The organism is Rothia sp. HMSC071B01, assembly GCF_001808945.1.
In the GTDB taxonomy this organism is placed as follows: Bacteria; Actinomycetota; Actinomycetes; order Actinomycetales; family Micrococcaceae; genus Rothia.
The window spans coordinates 48,122-55,320 of sequence record NZ_KV795070.1; the positions used below are offsets into that span (position 1 = coordinate 48,122).

Sequence of the window (7,199 nt, forward strand, 5' to 3'; positions counted from 1 at the left end):
GAGCTGCCGCTTAGTTCTTCTTTGCCGCACCGGTTGAGTTGTCGGCACTCAGGTCGAAGAGCGCCTCCTGCTGAGGTTCAGCCTTTGCGCTCGCTTCTGCCTTCGCCGCGGTTGCCTCAGAAGCCTGAGTTTCGGCGGCGTCTGCCTTCGCCTGCTTCTTCTGTAGCTGTTCCTTGCCGTTTTCGATGCGTTCCTTACCGTCGGCAATGAACGTGCGAATCATGGTGGTGTTGGTGTCCACCGCCTTCTGCACGCGATCCGCAATGGAGGGGCCCTTCGGCTTGGGGAGCATGCCCTGGCCTGCCGCCTGCTGCTGTAATTCGCGTCCGGCGGACATGAGGCGTTCCTGGCGTGCCTTCAACGCTCGGGATGCGGAGGTGCTGCGCGGCTGCACCTTCAGGTGGCCGTGGTCGTCCTCACCGGCAATAATCTGGCGCATGAGCATGATTTCTGCATCCAGGTGTGCACCGAAGAGCAACATGTTGTTCATGATCCAGATGAACAGCAGCATCACAATCACACCACCAATCAGGCCGTAGGTGGCGTTGTACTTGCTGATGTTGTTGGCGTAGAGGGTGAAACCGAATGCGCCCAGACCCATACCGGCGAGTGCGAGTGCGGCACCGCTGGAGAGCCTCCACGCCTTGTAGCGGCGCACATTCGGGGTGGCGGCGTACAGCAGGGTGATGAGGCCGATTGCCATGAGCAGGATGAGAATCCAGCGGCCGTTGAGCCAGATGAGCTTGATGAGCTCCATATCGACGGTTGCGGGCACATACTGGCCGACCATGTCCAGGACGGTCACGCCGAGCAGCATCATCAGGATCATCAGCACCACCAGGATGATGAGCATGGCGGTGACGAGCACGTTGATGGGCTTGAGTATCCAGCCGGGGCGGCCTTCACGCACGTTGTAGACCGTGTTGAGAGCTCGGCCGAAGGATCCGGTGTACCCAGAGGCGGACCAGAGTGCACTGAGGATACCGGTCAACAGCACCAGGCCTGCGCCATGGTCGCCTGTAATCTGCTTGATGGGGTCTTCCAGAATGGCGTACATCTGGGCGGGCGCGTTGTCCTTGAGGAAGGCGAGGATGACCGCGGCGCTTTCCTCACCGTGACCGAATACGCCCAGTAGGGAGACGATTGCCAGCAGGGCGGGGAAGATGGACAGCACGGTGAAGTAGGTGAGTGCTGCCGCCATGTCGGTGCCGCCGTTTGCGCCGAATTTGTAGATGGCACGGCGCAGAATGTAGAGGATGCTGCCCTTGGGGAAGTCGCGCAGCTTGACGCTGACGTACTTGGGGTCAGCGGGCTTCTGCTTGCGGGAGAAGAGTCCGCGTCGAGCTCCGGCGGGTACCTGGGTTGAGGAGGTGTCCGTGGAAGAGCCGGTGTGTGCAGCCAATGGGGCTCCTTGAATGATGGGGTGTACACAGTGGTGCGCCTATGAGCTTCAGTGTGTGGGCGCACAGAAGGGGCGAGGAGAACAATGAGCTGTCCTTCCCGCCCCTGCGGTGACATTATAGGGTTTTCTAACCCTCCCGCATTTTTCTGCGAGTGCAGATAGCTGACCTGTCGGTCAGTTAGAGAGGGTAACCGCCCCGAAAAGCCTCAAAAAAGGCTTGTCAGCTAGGGTATAAAGCTACCTGCTGAGCCTAACTGAAAACTAGTTGTGAATACCCAGAACCTTAGCGGTGTGAGCCATCAGCTCATCAGCCAGGTCGTGGTTATCGTTGAGCTTCACACCGTAACCGGGGATGAGCTCCTTCAGGCGAGGCTCCCAACCGGCAATCTTGGAGGGGAAGCACTTAGCCAGCAGGTTCAGCATAATCGGAGCCGCGGTGGAAGCACCGGGGGATGCACCCAGCAAAGCCGCGATGGAGCCGTCCGCTGCGGAGACAACCTCGGTACCGAACTGCAGGATGCCGCCCTTCTTCGCGTCCTTCTTCATAATCTGAACGCGCTGGCCAGCCTCGATGAGCTCCCACTCGCCGCCAACAGCCTCGGGATAGTACTGGTACAGCGACTCGAGGCGTGCGTTCTTGTCCTTGACCAGCTCGGAGAGCAGGTACTTAACCAGGGACAGGTTGTCGATGCCTGCGCGGGTCATCGGGTAGATGTTGTGCGGGCGCAGGGACAGCGGCAGATCCAGCAGGGAGCCCTGCTTCAGGAAGTTGGTCTTGAAACCTGCGTAGGGGCCGAACATGAGGGCGCGCTTGCCGTCCACGTAGCGGGTGTCCAGGTGCGGCACGGACATGGGAGGTGCGCCCACCGAAGCCTGACCGTACACCTTAGCGTTGTGCTGGTTTGCGGTTGCCTCGTGGGTGTTGCGCAGGAACAGGCCGGAGACGGGGAAGCCGCCGTAGCCCTTACCCTCTTCAATGCCGGACTTCTGCAGCAGGTGCAGAGCGCCACCGCCGGCACCCAGGAAGACGAACTTCGCGTTGATGGTCAGCGGCTCTTCCTTGTTGATGCGGTTGATAGCGTCAACGGTCCAGGAGCCGTTGGATTCGCGGTTCAGGTTGGTCACCTGGTAGCCGTAGCGAACCTCAACACCCTTGGTCTGCAGGTAGTCAATCATCTGCTGGGTGAGGGCGCCGAAGTCAACGTCGGTACCTTCGGGGGACCAGGTCGCTGCGATCGGGTCGTTGCCCTTGCGGCCGTTGACGGTCAGCGGCGCCCACTCACCAATCTTCTCGCGCTCGGTGGAGAATTCCATGCGCTCGAAGAGCTTCTCCTTGCGGAAGGAATCGAAGCGTGCAGCCAGGTACTTGGAGTGATCCTCACCGAAGACCAGGGACATGTGGGGGACCGGGTTGATGAAGTCGGTGTTGTCCAGAATCTTATCTTCAACCAGGGATGCCCAGAACTGGCGGGAAATCTGGAACTGCTCGTTAATGTTCAGCGCCTTAGCTGCCGAGACGGTGCCGTCGGGGCCAGCGGGTGCGTAGTTGAGTTCGCACAGCGCCGAGTGGCCGGTACCTGCGTTATTCCAGGGGTTGGAGGATTCCTGAGCGGCCTTGTCGAGGCGTTCGAGCAGGATGATGTTCCAGCTCGGTTCGAGTTCCTTGAGGAACACACCGAGGGTGGCGCTCATGATGCCGCCGCCGACCAGGACGACGTCGGTTCGTTCAGTACGTGCTACCACTGAATTCTCCCTTAGGGGTGCGGGTGCCCGGCCTGGGCACAGTGAATGTGGGGTACATCATCTAGCCTACTCCTTTTAGCGGGGTTGGCATAGCCAGAATCCACAAAACGAGAGAGAGTGTTGCAGTTCATATCAATAAATCTCTTAGGGTCGAAAAGACCCGTAATCGCGCGCATTTGCTACACCCACTGGCAACAACCCAAAAGCACCCTCAGAAGCACCCGCCCACCGGCTCCCCGAAAGCCACCAAAAGTAGCAAAAGGGGCACACCCCAACCGGGATGCACCCCTTTCCGCAAAAGCTAAAAACGCAGGCTACGACTTGCGCAGCTTACCGAACAGCTCAATCGCATTCTGCTCCGTCTGATAGCCCTGAACCTCACGGCTCACCGCCACCTTCGACGTCACATTCAGCAACGGAACCGCCGGCATGAACTGACCCAGCTGAGACACAACCTTCGCATACAACTCGCGCTGCGAATCCACCGAATCGGCAGAATCCGCGGTACGAATCGCCTCCAAAATCTCCGTAAAACGAGGCGACGGCGCAACCGCCACAGCAGTAGGCTGCGGCGAAGGCGACGCCGACGGGCTCGGCGAAGCAGAAGCCGAAGCCTCCTCCTCAGGCGTCAACGGGTCCGGCGAATAACTCGGCTGCGGGCTCGGAGTCGCAGAAATCCGCACATTCGAATTCGCACCACCCGACGACGGCACATCAGAACTCTTCTTCGTCAAACCAGTCGTCATATCCGACGGCGCATTCGCAATCAACGAACGCACCTGATGCTCAGCAATCAGCGGCGCCAACACCGGGCCAAAGAATGCGTACGGGTCACGGTACATGCCGTAGAAACCGGCCAGCGTAATACCGCGTTCAGAAGAAACCTCGCGGCTCTTCGGCAGATACTCAGCCCACGGCAGAGGCACCGGCTTAATATTCAAACCCACCTCAATCAGCGAAGCCACCATCTCCGAATACACCTTCTGAGGAGTATCCATCCACGGCAGAGAAACGTCAGCAGGGTAGTAGCACTCAATCACCTGATTGTCGTACCCAGCCGTCGCCAGCAGCGAGCGCGCCATATCCTGATTGCGGTCCGTGTAATCCTTCGCATCATCAGCCTTAATACGGAACGACGGCGAAATCAGCGTCTGCGCATCCGAGGTGCCCTGCGGATAATACTGACGTAGTGCACCGCGATCCACAGCATGCGAAATAGCGCGACGCACCGAAATATTCTTCAATACCGGATGCGCCGTATTCAAGCCCAAATACACCAGCGAGAACGGGTCACGGCCCGGCGTCTGATAACCATCACGCGCCAACTGACCCAGATCAGACGAATTCACCTGATCACACGCATCAATATGACCCTGCATCAGCGCAAAATAACGCTTATCCGACGAAGTGAGGGTCGAAATCTGAATCTCATCCAGCTCAGGTGCCTGACCATCAAAATGGGTATTCTTCAGCAAGCGAACCGTGCCAGCCTCGAACGACTCCACATGGAACGCACCCGTACCCACCGGGTTACCCGTCAGCTTCTGATCCGCACCAAAAAGCGAAGGATCAATAATGCCAAACGCCTGCTGCGTCAAAATACGCGGGAACGCCAGAGAAGGACGCGACAGCGTCACCACCACAGAGTTACCCTTCGCCACCACCGACGAAACCAGCGGCAAGAACGACTGCACCGCAGACGACTGAGCATCCGCCTTCTTGCTGGTCTTCTTATCGCCCGGATGTGCAGCATCAGAAGCGCTCGCAGAGGCGCTCGGGGTAGCGGCATCAGAAGAAGCAGAAGCCGACGGGGAAGTGCTCGGGGAGGCGGTCTCAGAAGCACTCGCAGAAGCAGACGGGGAAGCACTTGCTGACGGAGTCGTCGCACCCGACGGAGACGCCTGAACAGGCGCAGGCTCCACCGCCGAAGGATCAATAGAACCCGGCTTCGGCACACCAAAACCCCACGCAAACAAAGGCTGAGCAGGCACCGCATGAGCTGCAGTACCCTCACCCGTAGCCAACGCCTGCCACCTCTGGAAATTCTGCACCACAGCATCCGCAGTCAACGCAGAACCGTTACTAAAATGCGCCTCACGCAACACAAACGTATGCACCAAACGGTCATCAGAAACCGTCCACGCACTACACAAAGAATCCTGAACCTCAGGATCACCCGTGTAATGATTCGCCACCAACAACGTCTGCAAAACCTGCGCCGTCACCTGATACGTACTCGCCACAGGAAACAACGCCGGATCCAAACCCAACGGCGCCGCACCCTGCGCAAAACGGAACACACGACGCGCATCAGCAGACGACGCACTCGCCGAAGACCCAGCAGACGAACCAGCAGAAGACTGACCAGAACACGCAGAAAGCGCCAAACCAGCACTAAAAAGTGCGCCAAAACGCAAAACGGCGCGTCGACTCAAGCCACTCGAGCCGACAGTGGCTCGAAGCAGCGCATCAGAATTGCCAACAGCTGACGATGCATAAGGCTGATGCTGCACGGGAGGGTCCTCTCTTCCGTCGCGGATGCTTATCTCTCAGGATAACGGTTCAACACCCAACCGGGCGAGACACACCCACCCCGGTAAGGCACATACAAGAAAACCCGCCGCCACGAAAACCGTGACGGCGGGCCCAATGTAAATGTGTGTGCGCGAGGGGGGACTTGAACCCCCACGCCATAAGGCACAGGAACCTAAATCCTGCGTGTCTGCCAATTTCACCACTCGCGCGCAGTGTCACCCCACATCCGAAGATGCATGCGTCTGAGGCAACAAAAAATTAGTGTACACCAGGAACCAAGGTTCTCCAAGCCTTAAAAGAAGCCCCCATAGGGCAAAAAGCCCGCAAACACGCCGAACACCAGCCCCTCAAGAAGCAGTAGAACAGCGATACGCAAACCCCAGAAAACGTGACCCTACTTCGGGTCAATACCCAAATCACGACGCAGCTTCGCCACATGACCCGTCGCACGCACATTGTACTGAGCCACAGAAATAACACCCTGCTCATCAATCACAAACGTCGAACGAATCAGACCCTCATACACCTTGCCGTAATTCTTCTTCTCACCCCACGCACCATACGCCTCAGCCACCGCATGGTCAGCATCAGACAGCAGCGGGAACGTCAACGATTCCTTCTCCACAAAACGAGCAATAGCCGCCGGCGAATCCGGAGAAACACCCAACACCACGTAACCCAACGACTTCAACGACGCCAAATTATCGCGGAAATCGCACGCCTCCTTCGTGCAACCCGGAGTCGACGCCTTCGGGTAGAAATACAAAATCACCTTGCTACCCGCATAATCGCTCAGGCTGTGCTCCTTACCCGACGCATCAGCAAGGGTAAAAGCAGGCGCCGGGGTGCCCGGCTCAAGACGAACGCTCATCAAAAACTCCTCAAAACAACAATATGGAAGGGGGAGCGGATGCGCCCCACGCAGTACCAAGGGCGGACGCACCCCATGCAATACACACAGTCTAGTGTCCCACACACCCCACCCAAACAATGTGTCCAGGCTCACCCTGAATCAACTTGCGCACACCATGGAAACTCGCGTATAGTATTTTTCTGTTGCAAGGGAAACCTTGAAAAACAAATAAGCGCCTCTAGCTCAATTGGCAGAGCAATTGACTCTTAATCAATGGGTTCTGGGTTCGAGTCCCAGGGGGCGCACTTCACAGAAAATCCCGCTGATTCTTCGGAATCGGCGGGATTTTTGCGTTCCCCGAATAAATACAGTTTTTGGGTTTGAGGAGCTTGTGTCCGGCTTTGTTTCAGATGACGCGCGCCGCATGTTTCCTCCGCGCCTACGCAGGGGCACCCGTCACCCGGACGCTCCGCTCCTCCTTGCTTCGCTGCGGAGAGCGTCCGTATGACACCCTGAGGGCGCATCCGGAAAACGCGGCGCGCTACCGATGTGCCGCCCCGCTCCTCTTTACGTCCTGTGGTTCAGGGGTTCGTGGAATCCCGCCGGTTCGTTGGGTTGCGCGGTGGTTCAGTGTGTGCGCCCCGTGCCTAGCGAACTGGGGCGGGG

The 7,199-nt window shown here is 58.2% G+C and carries 4 protein-coding genes and 2 tRNA genes; 1 reads left to right on the top strand and 5 read right to left on the bottom strand.

Going from position 1 to position 7,199, the window contains the following annotated elements:
- Positions 1 to 10 precede the first annotated feature (10 nt).
- The 5 genes from HMPREF2527_RS01890 to bcp all read right to left on the bottom strand — a co-directional run bounded on the left by HMPREF2527_RS01890 (position 11) and on the right by bcp (position 6,551).
- The gene (locus HMPREF2527_RS01890; RefSeq protein WP_070505990.1) at positions 11 to 1,402 is read right to left on the bottom strand and encodes a YihY/virulence factor BrkB family protein; all 1,392 of its coding nucleotides are present in this window, start codon (positions 1,400 to 1,402) and stop codon (positions 11 to 13) included.
- Positions 1,403 to 1,663: 261 nt separating this feature from the next.
- Positions 1,664 to 3,145, bottom strand: a complete 1,482-nt coding sequence (locus HMPREF2527_RS01895) for a malate:quinone oxidoreductase (protein WP_012903276.1) — start codon at positions 3,143 to 3,145, stop codon at positions 1,664 to 1,666.
- A gap of 314 nt (positions 3,146 to 3,459) precedes the next feature.
- The gene (locus HMPREF2527_RS01900) at positions 3,460 to 5,658 is read right to left on the bottom strand and encodes an ABC transporter substrate-binding protein (RefSeq protein ID WP_070505992.1); all 2,199 of its coding nucleotides are present in this window, start codon (positions 5,656 to 5,658) and stop codon (positions 3,460 to 3,462) included.
- 149 nt (positions 5,659 to 5,807) lie between these two features.
- Positions 5,808 to 5,889, bottom strand: a tRNA-Leu gene (locus tag HMPREF2527_RS01905).
- Positions 5,890 to 6,074: 185 nt separating this feature from the next.
- On the bottom strand, positions 6,075 to 6,551 hold the full coding sequence (gene bcp, locus HMPREF2527_RS01910) for a thioredoxin-dependent thiol peroxidase (protein ID WP_005508643.1): 477 nt from the start codon (positions 6,549 to 6,551) through the stop codon (positions 6,075 to 6,077).
- A 214-nt stretch (positions 6,552 to 6,765) separates the two neighbouring features.
- Here bcp and HMPREF2527_RS01915 point away from each other — a divergent pair.
- Positions 6,766 to 6,838: transfer RNA gene (locus tag HMPREF2527_RS01915), tRNA-Lys, on the top strand.
- The last annotated feature ends 361 nt before the right edge of the window (positions 6,839 to 7,199 follow it).